This is a genomic window from Anaerosolibacter sp. (assembly GCF_029240175.1).
Taxonomy (GTDB): Bacteria; Bacillota; Clostridia; order Peptostreptococcales; family Thermotaleaceae; genus Anaerosolibacter.
Genome location: NZ_JARBTM010000017.1, coordinates 52,419 through 73,054, shown reverse-complemented (window position 1 = coordinate 73,054; position 20,636 = coordinate 52,419). Strand labels below are relative to the sequence as shown.

Here is a 20,636-nt window from a genome sequence, read left to right as displayed (position 1 = left end):
ATGAAAATTGATAAAAATAAATTACTCAAGTATAAATCAGTGATTGGCTTATTGGCTTTTTCAATTATTATTTCATTTGTTAGTCCCCAATTTCTTACCTTTTCTAATATCTTAAATGTCTTTAGACAGACATCTATCAATTCTATTATTGCAGCAGGGATGACGTTTGTAATTCTGACTGGAGGCATTGACCTTTCTGTCGGATCAGTGTTAGCGTTTGCAGGTGCAATATGTGCCAGTTTAATTGCGAGTGGAATGAATGCATTCTTTGCTATTGCAATTGCACTTATGGTCGGGACATTGGCAGGAGCCATTTCAGGTATTATCATCAGCAGAGGAAAGGTACAGCCCTTTATTGCCACCCTTGTCTCCATGACGGTTTTAAGGGGTGCAACACTGGTATTTACGGATGGAAGGCCTATTACCCTAGTGAGTGGGGAAAATGCAGAGAGATTTTCAACTATTGGAAATGGCTATTTCTTAGGGATCCCCGTCCCCATTTATATTACCTTGATAGTTTTTGTAGCTGCTTATTATATCCTTCGTCAAACTAGGTTAGGCAGATATGTGTATGCCCTTGGAGGAAATGAAGAAGCTACAAAGCTATCAGGAATATCTGTAGCTAAAATCAAAGTCATCGTATACGCGCTGAGTGGTTTATGCGCAGCATTGGCAGGCGTTATTATCACCTCTAGACTTGCTTCGGCACAGCCAAATGCAGGTTCTGGATATGAACTAGATGCCATTGCAGCAGTTGTCCTCGGGGGAACTAGCTTGTCAGGCGGCATGGGCAGCATATTCGGCACGGTTACAGGGGCATTGATTATTGGTGTTTTAAACAATGCGCTAAATATACTAAATGTATCGTCTTACTATCAGATGATTGTAAAGGGAGCTGTAATTCTCATTGCAGTGCTGCTAGATAGGAAAAAATAATTTAGTTTTCTGCTGAAAAACCTTATGTTTTTCGGAGAATGATAAAGTCAATTATATTAAAGGGAGGAATTAAAATGAAAAAGGTATTAAGCATGATGATGGTGTTGTTGCTATTGGTAGGTATGTTAGCTGGTTGTACCAATAACACAGCACCAACAGAGACAAAGGAACCAGAAGCGCTAAAAATGGGATTAGTTGTTTCTACATTAAACAATCCATTCTTTGTTACCCTAAAAGATGGAGCAGAAGCAAAGGCGAAAGAAATTGGTGCTGAATTAATTGTTTTAGATTCACAAAATGACCCTGCGAAGGAATTAGCAAATGTAGAGGATTTAGTAACAAAAAAAGTTGCTGCGATCCTTATTAACCCTACTGATTCAGACGCGGTAGGAAGTGCGATTAAGCTTGCGAATGAAGCAAAGATACCTGTAATTACCCTTGATAGAGGCGCAAACGCTGGTGAGGTAGTTACTCACATTGCGTCAGATAACGCAGCAGGTGGAAAAATGGCAGGAAAATTCATTGTCGATCAACTTGGTGGAAATGGAAAAGCCGTTGAACTAGAAGGTATTGCAGGAACTTCTGCTGCAAGAGACAGAGGGCAAGGATTTAATGAAGCAGTTAATGGAACTGGTATAGAGGTTGTTGCAAAGCAAACAGCAGATTTTGATAGAACAAAAGGATTAAGCGTAATGGAAAATATTCTTCAAGCGCAGCCAGAGATTAATGCAGTATTTGCCCATAATGATGAAATGGCATTAGGCGCATTAAAGGCAATAGAGGCAAGCGGTAGAGAAATTATGGTAGTAGGGTTTGATGCGACTGATGATGCGGTGAAAGCTGTTGAAGAAGGAAAGTTAGCTGCCACTGTAGCCCAACAACCAGATATGATTGGTTCGTTAGGGGTAGAGATGGCCGACAAGGTGTTAAAAGGTGAATCTGTAGATAGCTTTGTTCCGGTGGATTTAAAGCTAGTAACCAAATAGAATAACATAAGTCAAAAAGTATACAAAATGAAGAGGATGGGTGATTTCACCCATCCTCTTCATTTTGTATAACATCCATAGGATATTTCCAGTTACACTTAATATTTTCAAAAACAAAAATTGTTACATAGTACAGATGATCTCTGTATGCGTTGTGTAGACAGGTTGTTTTGATTCAAAAAGATTCTGAATAGTGCAAGTAGTTAATATATGTACATGGAGGGAAGAAAGTTATATAATATGGTTAGTATTTCCATCGAGTCGATATTTGTCTAAAATTGACTTAAAGAAAGTGTGAGCCATACTGCGTTTTCATGCTTATTTTGACCAGAAGGTTGGCATTAAATAGTAATTTGGAATAATAGTTGAGATAAAGCGGGGATATAAAATCAAAACAGGGTATTCGTAGATGATGATATTGTGTAAATGTGGGAGGAAGAAGCAATTGCCAAATATAAATAGGAGCATAAGAACTTTCGTTAAATTTAATGAGCAAATTGGAAATAATACATTGCTGATTTCAATAAGGCGTGGACTTACATACATGATTCCGTTGGTATTGATTGGTTCTATTGCATTGTTCTTTTTAAGTTTACCGATACCAGCCTATCAAACCATGATGGAAGAAGTTTTTGGAAGTCATTGGAAAAGTATTTTCCTTTACATTCGTGATGGCACTTTTAATATCCTTTCGATCATTATGATTATATCCATCAGTTATTCCTATTTCGTTGAATTTAAAGAATTGCATGTTCATAATATAAGTCCCATTATTGCTGCTTCAGTTTCTTTGGCCTCTTTTATTGCAATTTCTGGTATAAGCAAAGAAGGATTTCTGTTTGAGAATTTAGGAGTAATTGGTGTTTTTGTTGCTATTTTGACAGCTGTCAGCTCTTCTTGGGTATTTTTGAAGCTCAGCTCAGTAAAATCGCTAAGAATAAAAGCTTTCACAGATGGAGCTAATTCAGCATTCAATTATACCTTAAATTCTATCTTTCCAGCAGCTATAACAATAACTGTCTTCGCAGCTATAAATCATGCACTGATCGTTTTCTTTGGTATATCAAACATACAAAGCTTTATATCAGACTTCTTTAGTGAACTGTTTGTTAAAATAGAGTCACCTTTATGGAGCGGGATTTTATTTGTTGTACTTATCCATGTTTTCTGGTTTTTAGGGATGCACGGGAGTAATATTCTCGAGCCAGTGGCCCAAAGCATATTTGTACCGGCTATTGCCGTCAATCAGGCATTAATCGAGACACATAAGTTGCCTACGGAAATATTCACGAAAACATTTTTTGATACATTTGTTTTGATGGGAGGGTGTGGGTCTGCCCTATGTCTTATATGTGCGATCCTGATTACAGGAAGAAGTAAAAATCAACTTCAACTTGCAAAATTGTCACTGATCCCTGTAGTATTTAACATTAACGAGCTGATTGTGTTCGGTATACCCATTGTACTAAATCCTATCTTTATGATCCCATTTCTGTTTGTACCGGTAGTCTTAACATTAAGTTCATTTCTCGCTATGTACTATGACTTGGTTCCTTATACAAGTAACCTCGTGGAATGGACAACCCCTATTTTTTTGAGTGGTTATATTTCAACGAAATCAATAAGTGGAAGCATACTGCAATTTTTCAATTTGCTTTTGGGGATTCTTTGCTATATACCTTTTGTAAAACTTGCAGAGAATATATATGAAGTACAGATGAAAAACAGTATCAATAAGGTGTATGATTTTTTCAAGCAGAATGAAGGACCCGGGGCGGCTTTAGCACTTCTTGATAGATACGATGACATAGGGAGCATATCTAGATTTTTGGCGGTTGATTTGGAGCATAATCTTAACAATAATAAATTAGCCTTGTTTTACCAACCACAGGTAAACTATGAGGGAAATGTAATCGGAATGGAAGCGCTGCTGAGGTGGAATCATGACAGCTATGGTTATATCTATCCTCCCTTGATCATTGCACTTGCAGAAGAATCCCAGATTATAGATAAACTTGGCTACTGGATATTAGACACGGCTTGCAGCGACTTAAAAAGAATGGAAGAGAAAGGTCTTCAGCATCAATCTGTGTCAGTGAATGTATCTGCTGTCCAGCTGGAAAACGAAGGCTTTATCCAAAACATAGAAGAAATTATCAATAAACACCTCATTGAGCCTCAGAGGCTCAATATTGAGATAACTGAGAAATTGGCACTAAAAAGCAACAAAAAAATTATTCATCAGATACATTCTATAAAAAAGATGGGAATCAAACTAGAAATGGATGACTTCGGTATGGGACACAGTTCCTTGATATACCTGAAAGAATATCAATTTGATACGATTAAGTTGGATGGTTCTTTAGTCCGTGATATTATGTCCAATTACATTTGTAGGAATATTATTTCATCTATTGTACTTCTAGGTAAAGATTTAAACTATTCAGTTATAGCAGAATATGTTGAAAATGAGGAGCAGCGGAATATTCTTCATGAGCTTGGCTGTGATCAATTCCAGGGATATCTCTACAGCGAGCCAATTCCCTTCAGTGAGCTTGTTGAGTATATATTGAGAAAACCACAAGGACTTCTAACTTCCCAAAGTAGTTAGCTTTAGTAACATATTATTTAGAGACAGCATCTATTTTATCAACATTCATTCAGTTTCAAAAAATAAGTTGACAGGATTTAATTTAGCGAGGATGCTAATATTAAGTTAACCAACTAAATTTCGGAGGTATTATGGAAAATTTAGCTTATCTGATCATTAAGGTATCAAGACACCTAAAGAACAGCCTTGATAACAAGCTGAAAGAGTATGATGTTACTGCTGCACAGTTTTCAGTGCTTAATCAAATATATAATAAGAATGGCTCAATTACATTAGTGGAAGTTGCCAGTAAGTTAAGCTCAGATAAACCTACAATATCCGCCATCATCGATCGGTTAGTATCCAAAGGATTATTGGAAAGAGTGGATAATCCAAATGACAGGCGTTCTGCATATTTAAAGATGAGTCGAGAAGCACTTGATTTAGTGGTAAATTTGAGATTGATTTCAGACCAATTAACTACCTTAATATTTGATGACTTTGAAAGTGAAGAAATCGCTGCTCTTGAAAATTATCTTTTAAGAATAGCGAAAAAAACGGAGATGCTATAATTTGAAAAAGAAGTGACCTTTCAGAGATGAAGGTCACTTCTTTGCGCTTAGTATCCTAGGAAGGGATCATTCTTAATATTTTTTTTACTGATTCCCTGTTTCATTAACACTTCCTTTATGGATTTTACCATACCCTCAGATCCTGAAATATAGTAGTATGCATCATTTCCATACTGTATCATGTATGTTGATAGCGCTTGATTTAACTCTTCCCGCCCAGAGATATATTGTACATATAGATCATCACGACCATTCATCATCCTATCGATTTCATCCTTATAGAAATATTCTCCATTGCTACTGGTATATAGGAGATGCATAGACTTAGGCCCTGCTTCTTTATTTTGTGTTATGCTGGTGAGGATAGACCGTACAGGGGTAATTCCGATACCGCCAGCAATACAGATTACTGGTTTACTGATATCCTCTACATAAAATGGTCCAAAAGGTCCTTTCATAGTAATCGTATCGCCTGGTTTTAAATTTTGAAAAGCTTCCTTATAGGAGCTGGGCTTTGCTGGGATATGCATAGATATCATAACATGGCCTTCATCTTGTGTAGAAGCGACACTGAAAGCTCTCCATTTTTTTCCTGATAATTTTAGGTTATCAAAGGTGAATATACCATGTTGTCCTGGTTTCCAATGAATCATTTTCTCTGACTTGAAGAAAAAGGTTACTACATCCTTTCCCTCTTGTTTTTTTCCCGAAAAGATCAATCTATTCTTTGTAAAGACAGGTAAAAAATCCTTTAGAAAGCCCATAACGATTCTCCCTTCATGATGGTTTTATTTGAAATAGCAGCGGATTTAATTAAGAATTTAGTTAGTTAACTTACTATTTCTTTGTTGAATTAATACCCTCTTTACACTGTGAAAATCAAATATTTTCATATACTAATAAAGATAAATGGATTTTTTTCATAGTACAAATCATAAAAATAAAAAATTACATCATAAAATGGGAAGTCAAGAAGGTGACAATATGTTAGCAATGAGTTCACCATCATATTTCATTGGTATCTGAAGTAGATTTTGTTGGACTAACATACTCTGTATTACCATTTTTTAATACTACGCCATGGATCACTGGATTTTTGTACTTTTCTATATGGTTTATTGCATCTTCTAGCCTTTTAAACCTTTGAACAAAAGCCTCATCAAAGTATACCCAATATTTATATTGTTGTCGTAACTCCAAGGCTTCTTCTGCAAGCATGAGGGGAAGTCCAATACTTGGCTCATAGATTTTGTCAAAGTTTTTTTCACTATAGGACCCTCTAGCAAATTCAATTGTAAAAGAGGGTTTTTTTAGTTCCGCAGCAGTCCAGTCGGTAAAGCCCTTATAGGAAGAAAAATTTTTAGGAATGCTGCTGTAGGAAGGAAAAGGTTGAAAGCCTGTGATATGAGTAATTTTTTTACTGATATGGATTACCTCTGCTAAATCATCCATAGTTTGATATTTATACCAGTAAAAAAGACTGCCCTGGGTGTGATAGGAGCAGTAAATCATAAAGGGATGCTTAAGGCTTAATGTCTCTAATGCCTGGGTTTCAGGTTCGCTATGGGGATAGGCTCCCTTGTAATAAGAATTCGAAGGCTTCATTGGATTGGGTAATTCCTTCTCCTCCCAGCCAAAGTTCCATTGCTTATTAATGTCGACTCCTTTGATATTGGCCTTCCACCTATTTATGCCCGAAAAATAGGGTGACCGATCGAAGCTAGCTATGGAGGCTAAGTTCTCTCTTAAAGTAGCGTCTCTGACAGCAGCTTCTCCTAGAATGGTGTAATCTACACCATCAGGATTAGCCATGGGGACAAAATAAATAGTTACTTGATCCAAAAGTTTTTTTACATCATATCGTTTAATAATTTTCTTAGAATAATAGGCATTACAATAATCTTCTATATTCTTTAATATAATATTTGTGGTAATTCTCTCCCTTGCATGGACACTACCATTGATGTGTATAAGTGTATCACCCTTTCCAAGTTTTAGAAGTATAATATCTCTATTATCCCATGATTTTCCAAGGCTTTCCCAGGTCACTAATTCAGAAAAATTTTCCTCTAGTTCTTCAATCATGGTTACCATGTGGTGATACGTAATGGGTTCATAGGGATGAACAATTTCAAGATTTTTATAATTATACTCCACAGCGGCAGCAGGTAGGCTTGCAAAAATAAAACAAATACTAGTCAAGACGAGAATAATCTTAGTCTTCATAGCTACCTCCATATCTTTTCCTATTCCTATCTAGAAATAAATCACTAATATTATATGTGAAGGCCAATTTACAGGTTCTTATTTTGAGTATTAATGGAAATAGGTAGAAAGATATATGGTAGTTCATGCAGCTTGCAACTGGTGTCAATCCAGTTACTATAACCACAGCAAAAAGCTCGCCGTTCACGTTTCCAGATGGAAGGGTGTAAAGCGAGCCAGGGATGTACTCTAAAAAAGCCAAAGTTTTTCAATTTTCTTTGCCAATAGTAGATATAATTTTTTTCATATCAATTGATCTCTTCTACATTATTAATCAGCTTCCACAAATTTTTTAAGTTTGGCAAGCTTATTATCCCAGAACCTTTCATAGTAGGAAAGCCATTGCTTTAGCTCCATCAGAGGCTCGGGTTGGAGTTTGTACCTTGTTTCACGTCCGACCTTCCTTTCGCTTACAAGCCCTGCATCTGCTAAAACATGTAGATGCTTGGAAACTGCTGTGCGACTAATAGGAAAATGTTCACTTATTATAGTAACAGACATCTCTTGATCTGATAATAAGCTCAGCAGTTCTCGACGGGTAGGGTCAGCGATTGCTTGAAATACATCATGCTTAGGAGAGATATCCGCCATTTTTATCACCCAGCTTTTTGCTTAAGTCTTCTAAAATATAACCCCATCCATCGTACATGGTGTCCCGTATAAACCCATGTTCCTCAAACCAGCCGGCATGCACAAGTTTAAACTGGGTTTTGCCTTCCAATTCCTTTAATTCAAAAGAAACATATTGTTCCATATTATTACCACACCATGTAAAACCAAGACGTGTAGGTGGGTCTAGTTCCATCACCTTGCAATGTACGATTCCGTCCCAATCACCTCTAGGTTGGGAGATAAATGTAAACTCATGTCCTACAACAGGTAGAAAATCGTTAGGCATAAACCATACTGCCAGTCCTTCAGATGTGGATATTGCCTTCCAAACTTTTTCAATCGGAGCATCCATTAGGATAGTTCGCTCGATATCAGGCAGTTTTCCATGGAGTCTTTCTTTCATTCGTTTACCTCCTTGTGAAGTTGATGTGAAACCATTTGGTTTCGTAATGTAATTATATGACACCTTTTGGTTGCATGTCAAGTCAAAAGCGAATAAAGCATTTCTAAATTTATTATTCGAATTATAGGTAATAATAAACTATATACTAAATGTGGAGATGAATGAAAATGACTGAATACAAATATACGAATAAGCTTATTCAAGAAAAATCACCATATTTATTGCAGCATGCACATAACCCCGTAGATTGGTATCCGTGGGGAGCTGAAGCTTTTGATAGAGCTGTGAGCGAAGATAAACCTATATTCCTTAGCATCGGGTATAGTACTTGTCATTGGTGTCATGTGATGGAAAGGGAGAGTTTTGAGGATAAGGATGTAGCCGAGGTATTGAACAAGCATTTTATCTCTATCAAAGTGGACCGAGAAGAACGACCGGATATTGATCATATCTATATGAGCTTTTGCCAGGCAATGACTGGACAAGGGGGATGGCCTTTGACAGTAATATTGACCCCTGAGAAAAAGCCTTTTTTTGCAGGAACATATTTTCCTAAGACAAGCAAATATGGACAGCCGGGGATCATTGATCTATTGAATCAAATACAGGATGCTTGGACAAATCGAAGGGATGAATTGGTGGAATCCAGCCAGAAAATTATCGAAGCTGTAAAAACCTCAGTGCTAGACAGCAATAGAGATGAATTGGACAAAGAAATTATTCATACTACTTATAATGAACTAAAGCACTTCTTTGATCCTGTATACGGTGGGTTTGGAAAGGCGCCTAAATTTCCTGCACCCCATAACCTATCTTTCCTGCTGAGATACTATGCGGCAACGGGTCAGGAGGAAGCACTGGGAATCGTAGAGAAAACCTTAGACGGAATGTATGCCGGAGGAATCTTTGACCATATAGGCTTTGGGTTTGCTAGATACTCCACAGATCAACAATGGTTGGTACCCCATTTTGAAAAGATGCTCTATGACAATGCCTTGTTAATCATTGCCTATGTAGAAGCATTCCAAGTCACAGGAAATTATCGCTATGCTGAAGTGGCTGAGAAGGTATTGACCTATATTCTTCGGGATATGAGTCCTGTGGAAGGTGGATTCTATTCCGCAGAAGATGCAGATTCGGAAGGTGAAGAAGGAAAATTTTATGTATTTGATATGGAAGAGGTAAATGAAGTCCTTGGAAAAAATGATGGCGAATTATATAGCCAGTATTACAATATAAAAAAAGGTGGAAATTTTGAAGGAAAGAGCATACCCAATTTAATAGGTGTTGATTTAGGGAAGATAGAAAATGACCCAGAATTGAAGGAAAAGTTGAGTCTATGCAGAGAAAAGCTCTACCACTATCGGGAGCAAAGGATTCATCCTTTTAAGGATGACAAGACCCTAACGTCTTGGAACGGGCTGATGATTGCAGCTACTGCCTATGCAGGCAGAGTGCTGGACAATATTGCCTATATTCATGCTGCAAAAAAAACAGCAGGGTTTATTATGCAGCGATTGGTAAGAGAAGACGGAAGACTGTTGGCCAGATATAGAGAGGGGGAAGCTGCATATCCCGCCTATATCGATGATTATGCATTTTTGATTTGGGGACTTATCGAGCTTTATGAAACAACTTATGAAACAATATATCTTGAGAAGGCTATAGGGTTGACGAACGATATGATCAGTCTTTTCTGGGATGAAAAAGAAGGCGGCTTTTTCATTTATGGGGGAGATAGCGAGTCGTTGATTGTGCGACCAAAAGAGATTTATGACGGCGCAACCCCATCAGGAAACTCTGTAGCTACTTACTGTATGCTCCGGCTGGCAAGAATGACGGGAAACAAAGAATTTGAAGAGAAGGCGATGTCTCAATTCCAGACCTTTGGGGGCAATGTAAAGGAAAATCCCAATTCTTACACTCATTTTATGATGGCATATCTGTTTGCCAACATGCATACAAAGGGGATTGTGATCGCAGGAAAGCGAGAGCAGGAAGATACCAAACGGATGTTAGCTCAACTGGAACAGCGATTCTTACCTTTTGCAGTTGTTATCTATAATGATGAAAATCTAAAATTGCAAGATTTGGTTCCTTTCGCAAAAAACCAGAGGATGGTTGGAAATAAAGCCACTGCCTATGTGTGTGAAAACTTCGCTTGTAGTATACCGACTTCTGATATAGACCAATTTATCCAGTTGCTATCTGCCAATAATCAGTTAAAATAGAATTATGAAATGCCTTATGTACTTTTGAAAACTGTAGGAGTAAAGCCTAAAGATAGCTATATGAAATGAAAAAAGGGGGAGATGTATAGCATGCGAATATCAAATTGGCTCAAGAACTACATACAGGACAAGGGAGGCGTCATGAATGTGACGGTCCGAACGGTAATTGCTGGGTGATGAGCTGCCTACAAGGCACCATCAGGTTTGATGGGTAAACCAGAATCGCTAGTGGGTTTTGAAGTATTTATAACTGAAGATGTGGAAATATATATTGAGAAAATCATTCTAGATAAATATGTAATCGATAACGAAATTCTTATGGCTATTGAAGGGATTGGTAGATTTAAACTTGAAAATATTAAAGATTGAAACGTGGAATGATTAGAAGTAATGAATTAAATAGAATAATAGTATAGGGGCAGATTTTAAGGTTAGCCCTTATATTATTAAGAACATATTGACAATCATCTATGTACAATAGATAATATTAATAGTAGCAATGTATGACAGGGAGTTGGTGAGAAATGAAAGAGGAGATAGAGATTTTCAAAGCCCTATCCGATGAAAATCGCTTAAAGATATTAGAGATGTTGTCCTGTGGGGAATTATGTGCTTGTGACATTCAAGATGGTTTAAGCCTGACACAGCCTACGATTTCCCATCATATGAAGGTACTCCAACAGGTAGGCCTAATCAATGTTGAAAAAAGAGGCAAGTGGTCATTCTACTCGATTAAACAAGATCAAATAGATAGAACCTGTGATTTTATCAAGAAGATTACTACGCCATCAAAGGACTGTATTTGCAATAAATTCTCCTGTGATTGTAATAGCATAAAATGTATAGAAGAATAAAAATATCGAGAGATTAAGGAACGATTGATATTCCCAAGATTGTGAATAAAGTGCAAACAAGATAGGTATATAATAAATAAGCCCAGGGGTTTCCTGGGCTTATAATTGTAAAGTGGAGTGATTTTAAATGGTAAGAAGGATGGCATTCATTTCGGATATACATGGAAATATAGAAGCGCTAAGGGCAGTGCTTAATGATATAGAGGAGAAAGGTATCTCAACGAAGGATACTTATTGTTTGGGTGATTTGGTAGGATACGGCCCTAGACCAAATGAAGTGATCGAATGTATGAAAGAAAAAGAAATCCAATGTATATTAGGTAATTATGACGAGGCTGTTGGATTCTTTTTGCCCACCTGCGGATGCAGCATCGGTTCTGAGATAGACAGAATTAGGACAAAAAATTCTCTAAGCTGGACGACTGAACATACATCTGATGAAAACAAACAATTTTTAAGGGAGTTGGAAGAACAAATTACTGTAGAGGTGAATGGAATCACAATACTGTTAACCCATGGAAGTCCTTTTTCCATTAATGATTATGTCTTTGAAGATGACATTGAAAAACAACAGGATATTGTATCGGAAATTGTAGAAGATATTATTGTGTTTGGACATACCCATTTCCCCTATTACAGAGAGGTGGAAGGCAAGTTGTTTATAAATGCGGGTAGTGTAGGCAGACCCAAAGATGGTGACAATAGGGCTTGTTATTGCATATTGGAGGTAGATCAAGATATAACTGCTAATTTTTTTAGAGTCTCCTATGATGTTGAAGCGGTTGCTAGAGAGATTGAAGATTCTGAGTTGTTTGATGAGTTTGCTGATGTTTTAAGAAATGGCAAGGTAGATTAGTACTTAATCTATTGTTTTGAGAAATTAACAGTGATTTAACACTCAATACATTTACATATCACAATATCATGATATATAATAGTAAGCATAAGATCATAAGCGTTGGATGATAATAGGTAAAATAGTCAAGGCTTGGGAAGAAGGGAATTAACATGGAAATACAGTTAGGCAATGAAGAGATTATGAGATTAAAGCTGGTGAGTAAATTTTTTAAAGGATTTGCAGACTACAGCAGACTGTGCATATTTCAAAGCCTCATGGATGGAGAAAAAACAGTGACAGAGATAATCGATTATACAGGCTTTAGTCAATCGAAAATATCCAACCACCTAAAATGTTTGAGAGAGAGCGATCTGGTAGAAGCTAGACAGGATGGGAAATTTATTTACTATGAGATTAAAGATGAAAAAATAAAGACAATTCTTGGTATTGCAGCCGAAGTGATCAAAGATGTTTCGGAGGAGAAGTTGAACTGTATGAAATAGTGATAATAAGGAGTGGGTAATACTATGAAATTTGCAGTGATTTCAGATATCCACGGAAATATGGATGCCTTAGAGATGGTGTTAAAGGATATAGAACAAAATGGAATTCACAAAGTCTATTGCACGGGAGACCTGGTAGGATATGGGCCTTATCCCAATGAAGTAATTGAAAATATTAGAAGCAGACAAATACCTACATTACAGGGAAACTATGATAAGCGTGTGGGCGAAGAGTTATCTAAAGCTGATATCAAAGATAAGAGTGCCATGGACCCCAGTGCCCAGGTACGTCATTGGACACAGGAGCATACTTCAATGGAAAACAAAAAGTGGCTTAAGGAATTACCCAAGCAGCTATCTATTGAGGAAGAAGGAAAAAAGATACTGCTAGTCCATGGAAGTACAAGAAGAAACAATGAATACCTATATGAGAACTCGGAAGAGTTAGAAGAAATTGCCGAAAATGCCGAATTTGATGTATTGATTTTTGGACATACCCATAAGCCCTTCCATCAGGTTGTGAAAGGTATCCATTTCATTAATGCTGGTAGTGTGGGGAAGCCAAAGCATGCTCAAGGGGATTCTAGGGTAACCTATATTATTGTAGATGTAACTGAAGAGCATGTAACCGCGGAAGTAAGATACATTGCCTATGATTATGAGAAGGCTGCAAAAGCAATGATTGATGCTGGGTTGCCAGTGAAATTTGCAGATAACCTAAGAGGACATTTATAGAAGAGGTGGAACCATGAAAAATATCCAGACAGTGATTGGCGGCGCAATTGCGGGTATCTTTGTCATGAGTGTGTGGGGAGAATTTGCTGAAAGCTATGGTATTGTAGGCGGTTGGATAGCGGCGTTAATTATCATCGGTACCATGTGGTTTTTAAACCATCACATAGGCATACTCCATAACCCTGAGGAGGGTGCATGGGTAGATATGGCCCTGGCTATAGGTGTTTGCGGTACATTAAGACCCGTATTCTCAGCAGGTTCCATAACGCCCTTGATAGACTCGATGCCTACCCTAATCGTTGTAATCCTTGGCGGATTAGCAGGTGGGATTATGGCAGCTATGATTCAAAAAGGTGTAGACAAGGAAAAAGAAAGCAAAAGAGCATAGTAAATAGATTTGAAGGGAGCTCAGAGTATGACAGTGGGACTAGCAATCTCAACTTTTGTTGGTGCATTTATCTTTCCTTTTTTAGTTAGTTTATGTTGGGGAAAGATGGTAGAAACATGGGGTGCCATTGGTGGATGGATGGCGGCAGGCTTTATCGTGGGCACTACCTGGGCATTGAACCATGGTATGGGAATGATCTACCAAAGTGGAGAGGCATGGGTAGATATGGCCTGGGCAGCAGGTGTGGGGTTGTTGGCGGGAGCTAAATACTCTGGTGCAAGCTTACGGAAAGCCATGCCTACGGTCCTATCGTCTATTTTGGGCGGTGCCATCGGTGCATATGTATTGTCAACTTTTCTATAAATATTAGAGCATATTAAGGAGGAAATCACATGAAAAAGAAGATTGCATTTGTATGTATTCATAACTCATGTCGTTCACAAATGGCAGAGGGATGGGCGAAGCATCTGGGTTCAGATGTTTTAGAAGTTTATTCTGCAGGGACTGAAGATTACCATGAAGTAAAGCCCTTAGCAGCTCAAGTGATGGAGGAAGCAGGTGTGGATATGAGTGGTCATTATCCAAAGCTGTTGACAGATATTCCAGAAGAGGTAGATATTCTTGTAACGATGGGGTGTGGTGTTGTATGTCCTTTCATGCCATGTAACCATGAAGAAGACTGGGGCCTTACAGATCCTTCAGGCGGACCGATTGAAGATTTTAGACAAACAAGAGATCTTATTAAAGAAAAGGTTGAAAACCTAATCGAGAGAGTAAAAAAAGGTGAGTTATTATCCGATGGCTAACAACTCTAAGACTCCCGCTTGCACGCTGTGTAAGCGATGATCAATAAATCAAAGATTTATGATCCCTGCTTATACAAGCGGGAGAAAAGAGTTGTACAGCCCCTGGATAATGCGACTTGGCGTTCAGGTGGAGTTGCAAACTCCATCTGAACAAAGTCTTACTTGATTTTCTGTAATCTTACATAGAAATCATTGACAATGGAAAACTAATAACATATATTATATATAGATGAGTATCTATATGAAAAATAATGAAATAAAAATAAAAGGAGTGTATCATCATGAAGAAAATGGTAATTTTTGAGCCAGCTATGTGCTGTCCAACGGGGATTTGTGGACCATCTGTGGATAAAGAACTGTTAAGAATTTCTTCAGTAATTAATAACTTAAAGAAAAATGGGCAATCGGTGGAAAGGTATAATTTAACGAACAATCCTCTAATTTTTGTGCAGAATGAGGAAATAAATAAAATGCTAGATAAAGAAGGTATAGAGATTCTTCCTGTAACAATGGTTGATGGGGTTGTGGTAAAGACAAAAGCCTATCCTACCAATGAAGAACTCTGTAATTTATTAGGTGTGTCGTCAGACTATCTACTGCAAACAATAAATATAAAAACATCTGATGGCTGTGGTTGTTCTGGTGGTTGTTGCTAATCGTATAGAAAAGAGGGATCTAGATGCTATTTAGGAATTATGATATAACAGAAATGCGCTTAACCAAATACCTATTCTTTACAGGAAAGGGCGGGGTGGGCAAAACTTCAACAGCATGTGCTACAGCGGTAGCCTTGGCCGATGCTGGAAAGAAAATCATGCTTGTTAGCACAGACCCGGCTTCTAATCTCCAAGATGTATTTGAGACAGAGTTAAACAATAAAGGTGTTCCTATAAAAGAAGTGCCTAATTTAGTGGTTGCCAACTTTGATCCAGAAGAAGCAGCTGCGGAGTATCGAGAAAGTGTGGTAGGTCCCTATCGTGGAAAATTACCAGAGGTTGTTTTGAAAAATATGGAAGAACAGCTCTCAGGTTCATGTACTGTTGAAATTGCGGCATTTAATGAATTCTCAACCTTTATAACCGATGAAAAGGCAGCAGCGTTGTATGATCATATCATATTTGATACAGCACCAACTGGGCATACCCTAAGAATGCTTCAGCTGCCTTCTGCATGGACGAATTTCATTAGTGAAAACACTACCGGGGCATCCTGCCTGGGACAGCTTTCAGGCCTTGAAAGTAAAAAAGAGGTATATAAAAATGCGGTAGATAATTTGGCGGATAAACAAAAAACTACCCTTATTCTCGTATCTCGTCCTGAACCCTCACCCCTAAAAGAAGCAGAAAGAGCATCAAAGGAGCTCCGCGACATAGGGGTTAACAATCAAGTGCTAGTGATTAACGGTATTCTTGGGGAGCATGATGACACCCTTTCCAGTGCCATCTATGAAAAACAACAAAAGGCATTAAAGGATATACCTGAAGGGCTTAAACCACTAGAACTCTTTAAAATTCCCCTAAGACCTTATAATGTAACAGGGTTAGAAAATGTGAGGGCATTTCTAAAGGATAACAATATACAATATACCAATGAAACATTGGATATGGATAGGATACAAAGATTAAACGATATCATAGAAGACATAGACAATACGAATAAAAGGGTTATCTTTACCATGGGTAAAGGGGGTGTAGGAAAAACGACCATTGCTGCAGCCATCGCTTTAGGCTTGGCCAATAAGGGAAAGAAAGTCCATTTAACAACCACAGACCCAGCAGCCCATCTAAAGTTTGTATTAGATGAAAGCTATGGCATTACGTTAAGCAATATTGATGAAAAAGAAGAACTAGAAAAATATAAAGAAGAAGTCCTAAGCAAAGCGAGAGAAACAATGGGGGAAGATGATCTTGCCTACATTGAGGAAGACTTAAGATCACCTTGTACCCAAGAAATTGCAGTGTTTAGGGCCTTTGCAGAAATCATTGAGAAGTCAGAAAACGAGGTTGTTGTCATTGATACAGCACCAACAGGTCATACGTTGTTGCTATTAGATTCTACCCAAAGTTACCATAAGGAAATAGAGCGTTCCCATGGTGATATTCCAGAATCTGTAAGGAAACTTTTACCTAAGCTTAGAGATGAAAAAGAAACAGAAGTGATTATTGTAACCCTGGCTGAAACCACGCCTGTTCATGAAGCCATGCGGTTACAAAAGGATTTAAATAGAGCAGGGATTCACAGTAAGTGGTGGGTCATCAATTCAAGCTTCTACGCAGCATATACTACCAATACTATTCTAAAAGTAAAAGCAAGCAATGAGATTCCATGGATTAATAAGGTAAATGAAATAGCTAATGGAAACTTTGCCATCATAGAGTGGATGCCTGAGGAACCAAAAGGTGAAAAGCTTAGAGATTTGATGAATTAATATAAAGTATATTAAAGGGAGGATAAGATGAGCGAGAAAATTAAAATCCAGATGTTTGGAATCAAAGACGAAATGGTTGCAGCGCCATGCTGCTGTGGGCCAAGTGATAACTGTGGTCCTAGCGAAGAAGAAACGACCATGGAAATGTATGAAGCCCTAGATAAGTTTCTTCAAGAAACAGATGTGAAGGAAAAATATGAACTGTCATTTGTGGATATAAAGGAAGCTGATTTAAGTAAGTATGAAAATGAAAAGAAAGTGCTTGATAGGGGGCTTGAGCGCCCAGTCACTTTTATAGCGGGTAGACCTGCTTTTAAAGGTAGGGTGGATCATTTTAGAGCTTATCAGGTTTTGAAAAGATTATAAAATATTCATAAAAAAGATAAGTCATCCACATTGATGGAAGAAATGACTTATCTTTTTCATATAAGGAAAAGAGACTATATTCATAAAAGGGAGGCTTTTATTATTGCGTCATCCATGGCGACTGCCATGACAATGGATTTTAGGTAAGTTGGTGGATGAAATCGGTAGTAATTAAGAATAAGAAGTTGTTAAAAGGCTGAGAAATGAAGAATATTGGGTAAAACTTATATTCGTATAGTAATTTCTCTAGAGATTGGTATATAATTGTATAATAATATTATTATTTTTTGGAGGCATTATGATGAACTATGAGATGATTTTTAAAGCATTGGGTGAATATACACGAATAAAGATTATCAAATTGCTTGCATATAAAGCGATGTATGTGTGTGAATTAGAGTCAGTGCTAAATATGAGCCAGCCGAGAATTTCCCAGCATCTTAAGATATTAAAACATGCAAATCTGGTCAGAGATGAGAAAGAAGGGCAAAGAAGTGTTTATAGTCTAAATAAAGAATTAATACACGATGTTTTCAGTCAGTTTACTGGTTTTTTAGATATGCCCCTTGAAAGTCTTTCGGGTTTTGAGCAGGAATATGAACGAATTCAACGATTGAACAATGACCCAGAGGTAATCTGCTGCAAAAACTCTGGGGATAAATGACAATAGGATGAACATGCTCTTTTCAAATTAGATGCTTGTAAAGATACTATTTTTCATAGACTCAATAATTGAGTTGACAAATACAATGAAAAGGAATACCATGCTTATATAAATGAATAATTATATAAGCATAAATATAGGAAAGTAGATACTCTTAAAATGACAGAACTGGTGGATAGCTGCTGTACATTAAATTAAAGCTGTATTTACTTTTAAAACGAATTCAAGTGGGGGGAGCCGGATGAATATTATTGCACAAACATTTAATTTTCTTAATGACCAATTGTTAAAGATGTCATGGCTTTATAAACTCGTTCAATCCATTGTGGAGAGGGTGTTTGGGCTATCCATTGAGGGAAGGCTAGGAGGGAGTATTCACTTTTTCATCTATGATACCATAAAAATCTTTATACTCTTATCTGTACTAATTTATGGAATTTCTTATATCCAAAGTTATTTTCCCCCTGAAAGAACGAGAAAGATCCTTGGGGGGATCAAAGGAATTAAAGGAAATATTTTAGGGGCGTTACTTGGAACCATTACACCTTTTTGTAGTTGTTCAAGCATACCAATTTTTATAGGCTTTACCTCAGCAGGATTACCCATAGGCATAACTTTTTCATTTTTAATATCTTCACCCCTTGTAGATTTAGCCTCTTTCCTTCTGTTAATGTCTTTCTTTGGGGCCAAAATTGCTACAGCCTATGTAGTTGTGGGGTTGGTATTGGCAGTTATAGGAGGGACTTTGATAGATAAACTGGGCCTTGAAGAACATGTGGAAGGATATGTTCGAGAAATAGAAAGTGTAGATGTTGAAGTTGAAGAAATGACCCATAAACAAAGAATCTCTTATTCGAAAGGGCAGGTTAAGGAAATTATTCATAGGGTATGGCTATACGTTTTAATAGGAGTTGGAATCGGTGCAGCAATTCACAATTGGATTCCCCAATCTGTAATAGAAAGTGTTATTGGGGAAAATAATCCTTTTGCAGTTGTATTGGCTACATTAGTCGGAATACCGATGTATGCAGATATATTTGGTACCCTGCCAATCGCTGAAGCATTATTTGCGAAAGGGGTAGGCGTAGGAACTGTATTATCCTTTATGATGGCTGTAACGGCCCTCTCTTTACCGTCTATGATTATGCTAAGTAAAGTTGTCAAGCCGAAATTGTTAGGCGTGTTTATTGGTATTGTTTCAGTGGGAATTCTCATTATAGGATATCTGTTTAATGCCGTTTCATATTTCTTTATTTAATATTTGAGGGGCCCTGAATTCAGGGCCCCTCAAATATTATGACGTACATATCTCTATGGTGTTAAGCTTGCTGTATAGCATCTATCACTTCTTTTACTGTAGGAACCCTACCAGAAATTTTTACTACACCATTAATCATAAGGGCTGGTGGGTTTAAGATTCCATGTTTTACGATAGAGGGAATATCTCCGATGATCTCAAAATCATCATTGATTCCTAGCTTTGTTAATGCCTCATCGACGATGGGCGCTACCCTGCTGCCTGCTCAGCAAACCTGCTCCAAAATTTTAATCTCCATTTTCCAGCCTCCTATTTGTTTAAGATTTCTTTTATTTCTTCCTTGGAAGGTATCCTGCCAGATACCTTTACGGTACCGTTTACAACCAAACCAGGAGTCTTCATTACCCCCATAGTAACAATTTCTTTAAAATCTGTTACCTTCTCAATTTCTGCTTGAATACCCAACTCAGTGACGACATCACTAACGTATTCATACAGCGTAGTACAGTTTTTACATCCTGGACCTAAAATTTTAATATTCATAAGCATACCTCCTTATTTTTATAGCGTAATCATGTAGGGTGGACTAAGGCAACCTACATATTTTCAACTTCATTTATATTACCATATAATAATATAATCATATACTTATGGATATAAAATTTCAACTGGTTTTGGGATTTTTTCAAAAATTATCTATCTTGAAGAAGTCTCTCCATGATGGTGACATCAATCCATTTGCCATCTAGGATGCCTTGTTGAATATAGGTGCCTACTTTCCTAAATCCTACAGATTTATACAATCGTTGGCCTGCTTCATTAAATTCAAATGTGCTTAAGACCAGTTTGTGAAAACCTTGATTCTTTGCGGTTTGAATAAGGGCCTGTAAAAGTATCTTTCCCAATCCTTTTCCCTGCATGTCTCTTCGAACATAGACTGAAATATCTACAACACCACTGTAGCAGCACCTTGAGTTAAATACGTTTAAGGACGCCCAGCCATGCACGATTTTAGCGTCATCCTGTATGACCAATACTCTATGTTGATCACTTCTATTTATAAGCCATTCTTTCATATCTTCATCCGTCCGCAATCTAGTTTCTAAGGTAGCAACTCGGTCTTCAATTCCTTGGTTATAGATTTCTCGGATAGCAGGAATGTCATTAAGGGTTGCCAACCTAGTCGTGTAGTTCATAAGAT

Annotated in this window: 25 protein-coding genes; 18 read left to right on the top strand and 7 right to left on the bottom strand. The window is 37.4% G+C overall.

The annotated features are described in order from the left end of the window. From rbsC to K0R93_RS13625, 4 genes are all read left to right on the top strand, one after another. On the top strand, nt 1-936 hold the full coding sequence (gene rbsC / locus K0R93_RS13640) for a ribose ABC transporter permease (protein WP_300302324.1): 936 nt from the start codon (nt 1-3) through the stop codon (nt 934-936). Between the two features lie 74 nt (nt 937-1,010). Next, entirely contained in the window at nt 1,011-1,922 is a 912-nt protein-coding gene (gene rbsB / locus K0R93_RS13635) for a ribose ABC transporter substrate-binding protein RbsB (protein WP_300302322.1), read from the top strand. A gap of 445 nt (nt 1,923-2,367) precedes the next feature. Then, the gene (locus K0R93_RS13630; RefSeq protein ID WP_300302320.1) at nt 2,368-4,533 is read left to right on the top strand and encodes an EAL domain-containing protein; all 2,166 of its coding nucleotides are present in this window, start codon (nt 2,368-2,370) and stop codon (nt 4,531-4,533) included. A 131-nt stretch (nt 4,534-4,664) separates the two neighbouring features. Beyond that, nucleotides 4,665-5,084 carry a MarR family winged helix-turn-helix transcriptional regulator gene (locus tag K0R93_RS13625; protein ID WP_300302318.1) on the top strand — a complete coding sequence of 140 codons (420 nt, stop codon included), beginning with the start codon at nt 4,665-4,667 and terminating at the stop codon, nt 5,082-5,084. A 47-nt stretch (nt 5,085-5,131) separates the two neighbouring features. Here the strand turns inward: K0R93_RS13625 and K0R93_RS13620 are convergent, their stop codons facing one another. The 4 genes from K0R93_RS13620 to K0R93_RS13605 form a co-directional block, all read right to left on the bottom strand. Then, nucleotides 5,132-5,848 carry an FAD-dependent oxidoreductase gene (locus K0R93_RS13620; RefSeq protein WP_300302315.1) on the bottom strand — a complete coding sequence of 239 codons (717 nt, stop codon included), beginning with the start codon at nt 5,846-5,848 and terminating at the stop codon, nt 5,132-5,134. Between the two features lie 241 nt (nt 5,849-6,089). Then, nucleotides 6,090-7,310 carry a M14 family metallopeptidase gene (locus K0R93_RS13615; protein ID WP_300302313.1) on the bottom strand — a complete coding sequence of 407 codons (1,221 nt, stop codon included), beginning with the start codon at nt 7,308-7,310 and terminating at the stop codon, nt 6,090-6,092. Nucleotides 7,311-7,619: 309 nt separating this feature from the next. After that, nucleotides 7,620-7,940 (bottom strand): ArsR/SmtB family transcription factor, encoded by a 321-nt coding sequence (locus K0R93_RS13610; RefSeq protein ID WP_300302310.1) that lies wholly within the window; start codon nt 7,938-7,940, stop codon nt 7,620-7,622. Continuing rightward, entirely contained in the window at nt 7,921-8,364 is a 444-nt protein-coding gene (locus K0R93_RS13605; RefSeq protein ID WP_300302307.1) for an SRPBCC family protein, read from the bottom strand. The genes K0R93_RS13610 and K0R93_RS13605 overlap by 20 nt, the downstream gene beginning before the upstream one ends. 167 nt (nt 8,365-8,531) lie before the next feature. Here K0R93_RS13605 and K0R93_RS13600 point away from each other — a divergent pair, with 167 nt between their 5' ends. The 14 genes from K0R93_RS13600 to K0R93_RS13535 all read left to right on the top strand — a co-directional run bounded on the left by K0R93_RS13600 (nt 8,532) and on the right by K0R93_RS13535 (nt 19,435). Next, a complete protein-coding gene (locus tag K0R93_RS13600; RefSeq protein WP_300302305.1) occupies nt 8,532-10,595 on the top strand; it encodes a thioredoxin domain-containing protein in 2,064 nt (687 codons plus the stop codon). 207 nt (nt 10,596-10,802) lie between these two features. Next, entirely contained in the window at nt 10,803-10,964 is a 162-nt protein-coding gene (locus K0R93_RS13595; protein ID WP_300302303.1) for a hypothetical protein, read from the top strand. A gap of 155 nt (nt 10,965-11,119) precedes the next feature. Next, on the top strand, nt 11,120-11,449 hold the full coding sequence (locus K0R93_RS13590; protein WP_300302301.1) for an ArsR/SmtB family transcription factor: 330 nt from the start codon (nt 11,120-11,122) through the stop codon (nt 11,447-11,449). A 127-nt stretch (nt 11,450-11,576) separates the two neighbouring features. Continuing rightward, the gene (locus K0R93_RS13585; RefSeq protein ID WP_300302300.1) at nt 11,577-12,305 is read left to right on the top strand and encodes a metallophosphoesterase family protein; all 729 of its coding nucleotides are present in this window, start codon (nt 11,577-11,579) and stop codon (nt 12,303-12,305) included. A gap of 152 nt (nt 12,306-12,457) precedes the next feature. Then, nucleotides 12,458-12,790, top strand: a complete 333-nt coding sequence (locus tag K0R93_RS13580) for an ArsR/SmtB family transcription factor (protein WP_300302298.1) — start codon at nt 12,458-12,460, stop codon at nt 12,788-12,790. A 24-nt stretch (nt 12,791-12,814) separates the two neighbouring features. Next, entirely contained in the window at nt 12,815-13,525 is a 711-nt protein-coding gene (locus tag K0R93_RS13575; protein ID WP_300302296.1) for a metallophosphoesterase family protein, read from the top strand. A 13-nt stretch (nt 13,526-13,538) separates the two neighbouring features. Then, a complete protein-coding gene (locus K0R93_RS13570) occupies nt 13,539-13,913 on the top strand; it encodes a Lin0368 family putative glycerol transporter subunit (protein WP_300302294.1) in 375 nt (124 codons plus the stop codon). A gap of 27 nt (nt 13,914-13,940) precedes the next feature. Continuing rightward, a complete protein-coding gene (locus K0R93_RS13565) occupies nt 13,941-14,276 on the top strand; it encodes a Lin0368 family putative glycerol transporter subunit (protein ID WP_300302292.1) in 336 nt (111 codons plus the stop codon). Between the two features lie 29 nt (nt 14,277-14,305). Beyond that, nucleotides 14,306-14,719, top strand: coding sequence for an arsenate reductase ArsC (locus K0R93_RS13560; protein WP_300302290.1), 414 nt, complete (start codon nt 14,306-14,308; stop codon nt 14,717-14,719). 281 nt (nt 14,720-15,000) lie between these two features. Further along, complete coding sequence (gene arsD / locus K0R93_RS13555; RefSeq protein ID WP_300302288.1) at nt 15,001-15,375, top strand: arsenite efflux transporter metallochaperone ArsD; 375 nt, start codon at nt 15,001-15,003, stop codon at nt 15,373-15,375. A 23-nt stretch (nt 15,376-15,398) separates the two neighbouring features. Continuing rightward, nucleotides 15,399-17,147, top strand: coding sequence for an arsenical pump-driving ATPase (gene arsA, locus K0R93_RS13550; RefSeq protein WP_300302286.1), 1,749 nt, complete (start codon nt 15,399-15,401; stop codon nt 17,145-17,147). A 27-nt stretch (nt 17,148-17,174) separates the two neighbouring features. Next, nucleotides 17,175-17,513 carry a hypothetical protein gene (locus tag K0R93_RS13545; protein ID WP_300302284.1) on the top strand — a complete coding sequence of 113 codons (339 nt, stop codon included), beginning with the start codon at nt 17,175-17,177 and terminating at the stop codon, nt 17,511-17,513. Nucleotides 17,514-17,814: 301 nt separating this feature from the next. Further along, nucleotides 17,815-18,177, top strand: coding sequence for an ArsR/SmtB family transcription factor (locus tag K0R93_RS13540; protein ID WP_300302282.1), 363 nt, complete (start codon nt 17,815-17,817; stop codon nt 18,175-18,177). A gap of 241 nt (nt 18,178-18,418) precedes the next feature. After that, nucleotides 18,419-19,435: a permease gene (locus tag K0R93_RS13535; RefSeq protein WP_300302280.1), complete on the top strand. Its 1,017-nt coding sequence runs from the start codon at nt 18,419-18,421 to the stop codon at nt 19,433-19,435. Nucleotides 19,436-19,496: 61 nt separating this feature from the next. Here K0R93_RS13535 and K0R93_RS19310 read toward each other — a convergent pair whose 3' ends face one another. The 3 genes from K0R93_RS19310 to K0R93_RS13525 all read right to left on the bottom strand — a co-directional run bounded on the left by K0R93_RS19310 (nt 19,497) and on the right by K0R93_RS13525 (nt 20,631). Next, on the bottom strand, nt 19,497-19,679 hold the full coding sequence (locus K0R93_RS19310; RefSeq protein ID WP_442870184.1) for a thioredoxin family protein: 183 nt from the start codon (nt 19,677-19,679) through the stop codon (nt 19,497-19,499). A gap of 65 nt (nt 19,680-19,744) precedes the next feature. Further along, on the bottom strand, nt 19,745-19,978 hold the full coding sequence (locus K0R93_RS13530; RefSeq protein WP_300302277.1) for a thioredoxin family protein: 234 nt from the start codon (nt 19,976-19,978) through the stop codon (nt 19,745-19,747). Nucleotides 19,979-20,127: 149 nt separating this feature from the next. Continuing rightward, the gene (locus K0R93_RS13525) at nt 20,128-20,631 is read right to left on the bottom strand and encodes an arsinothricin resistance N-acetyltransferase ArsN1 family A (RefSeq protein WP_300302274.1); all 504 of its coding nucleotides are present in this window, start codon (nt 20,629-20,631) and stop codon (nt 20,128-20,130) included. Nucleotides 20,632-20,636: the final 5 nt, after the last annotated feature.

What these genes read in the sequence shown, in the direction of transcription:
- K0R93_RS13570 (WP_300302294.1), top strand. Translation starts at nt 13,539, where the DNA reads ATGAAAAATATCCAGACAGTGATTGGCGGCGCAATTGCGGGTATCTTT.
- arsA (WP_300302286.1), top strand. Translation starts at nt 15,399, where the DNA reads ATGCTATTTAGGAATTATGATATAACAGAAATGCGCTTAACCAAATAC.
- K0R93_RS13595 (WP_300302303.1), top strand. Translation starts at nt 10,803, where the DNA reads ATGGGTAAACCAGAATCGCTAGTGGGTTTTGAAGTATTTATAACTGAA.
- K0R93_RS13540 (WP_300302282.1), top strand. Translation starts at nt 17,815, where the DNA reads ATGAACTATGAGATGATTTTTAAAGCATTGGGTGAATATACACGAATA.
- K0R93_RS13625 (WP_300302318.1), top strand. Translation starts at nt 4,665, where the DNA reads ATGGAAAATTTAGCTTATCTGATCATTAAGGTATCAAGACACCTAAAG.
- K0R93_RS13580 (WP_300302298.1), top strand. Translation starts at nt 12,458, where the DNA reads ATGGAAATACAGTTAGGCAATGAAGAGATTATGAGATTAAAGCTGGTG.
- K0R93_RS13575 (WP_300302296.1), top strand. Translation starts at nt 12,815, where the DNA reads ATGAAATTTGCAGTGATTTCAGATATCCACGGAAATATGGATGCCTTA.
- K0R93_RS13600 (WP_300302305.1), top strand. Translation starts at nt 8,532, where the DNA reads ATGACTGAATACAAATATACGAATAAGCTTATTCAAGAAAAATCACCA.
- K0R93_RS13565 (WP_300302292.1), top strand. Translation starts at nt 13,941, where the DNA reads ATGACAGTGGGACTAGCAATCTCAACTTTTGTTGGTGCATTTATCTTT.
- arsD (WP_300302288.1), top strand. Translation starts at nt 15,001, where the DNA reads ATGAAGAAAATGGTAATTTTTGAGCCAGCTATGTGCTGTCCAACGGGG.
- K0R93_RS13585 (WP_300302300.1), top strand. Translation starts at nt 11,577, where the DNA reads ATGGTAAGAAGGATGGCATTCATTTCGGATATACATGGAAATATAGAA.
- rbsB (WP_300302322.1), top strand. Translation starts at nt 1,011, where the DNA reads ATGAAAAAGGTATTAAGCATGATGATGGTGTTGTTGCTATTGGTAGGT.
- K0R93_RS13615 (WP_300302313.1), bottom strand. Translation starts at nt 7,310, where the DNA reads ATGAAGACTAAGATTATTCTCGTCTTGACTAGTATTTGTTTTATTTTT.
- K0R93_RS13560 (WP_300302290.1), top strand. Translation starts at nt 14,306, where the DNA reads ATGAAAAAGAAGATTGCATTTGTATGTATTCATAACTCATGTCGTTCA.
- K0R93_RS13620 (WP_300302315.1), bottom strand. Translation starts at nt 5,848, where the DNA reads ATGGGCTTTCTAAAGGATTTTTTACCTGTCTTTACAAAGAATAGATTG.
- K0R93_RS13605 (WP_300302307.1), bottom strand. Translation starts at nt 8,364, where the DNA reads ATGAAAGAAAGACTCCATGGAAAACTGCCTGATATCGAGCGAACTATC.
- K0R93_RS13525 (WP_300302274.1), bottom strand. Translation starts at nt 20,631, where the DNA reads ATGAACTACACGACTAGGTTGGCAACCCTTAATGACATTCCTGCTATC.
- K0R93_RS13535 (WP_300302280.1), top strand. Translation starts at nt 18,419, where the DNA reads ATGAATATTATTGCACAAACATTTAATTTTCTTAATGACCAATTGTTA.
- K0R93_RS13545 (WP_300302284.1), top strand. Translation starts at nt 17,175, where the DNA reads ATGAGCGAGAAAATTAAAATCCAGATGTTTGGAATCAAAGACGAAATG.
- K0R93_RS13530 (WP_300302277.1), bottom strand. Translation starts at nt 19,978, where the DNA reads ATGAATATTAAAATTTTAGGTCCAGGATGTAAAAACTGTACTACGCTG.
- K0R93_RS13590 (WP_300302301.1), top strand. Translation starts at nt 11,120, where the DNA reads ATGAAAGAGGAGATAGAGATTTTCAAAGCCCTATCCGATGAAAATCGC.
- K0R93_RS13610 (WP_300302310.1), bottom strand. Translation starts at nt 7,940, where the DNA reads ATGGCGGATATCTCTCCTAAGCATGATGTATTTCAAGCAATCGCTGAC.
- rbsC (WP_300302324.1), top strand. Translation starts at nt 1, where the DNA reads ATGAAAATTGATAAAAATAAATTACTCAAGTATAAATCAGTGATTGGC.